The following is a 519-nucleotide window of genomic DNA, read 5'->3' on the forward strand; positions in this document are numbered from 1 at the left end:
GAATCAGCAGATGTATCGCAACATCGCGACGCAAGAGAACATTGCGACTTTAGCTCGCCGCGGTATGCACATTTGGGGTCCAGCAGCAGGTGAACAAGCCTGTGGTGATGTTGGTCCGGGTCGAATGCTTGAACCAATGCAATTGGTGCATCTGTGTGAGCAGTTTTTCCAACCTAAAGTCTTGGAAGGCAAGTCCATTCTGATCTCAGCAGGCCCAACGCGAGAAGCCATCGACCCAGTGCGTTACATTACGAACCACAGCTCCGGGAAAATGGGGTATGCACTAGCAAACGCTGCCGCGCAGTTAGGCGCAAAAGTCACGCTAGTGAGCGGCCCTGTCAACCTGAGCACACCGATGGGAGTGGAGCGCATTAACGTGTCTAGCGCACAAGAAATGTATGAGGCCGTGATGGCTCAAGCCATCAGTCACGATGCGTTCATCAGCTGCGCAGCAGTAGCGGATTATCGACCTGAGGCCATTGCGTCTCAAAAGTTGAAAAAGACGGCAGACAACGATCA

1 protein-coding gene is annotated in these 519 nt (G+C 53.0%); it reads left to right on the forward strand.

What is annotated here, in order from left to right; translation table 11 throughout:
- The coding region (locus R7Z50_RS31035; RefSeq protein WP_318150217.1) for a phosphopantothenoylcysteine decarboxylase at positions 1 to 519 on the forward strand (519 nt) is incomplete at both ends.

It is taken from the genome of Vibrio sp. 1249-1, assembly GCF_033340495.1.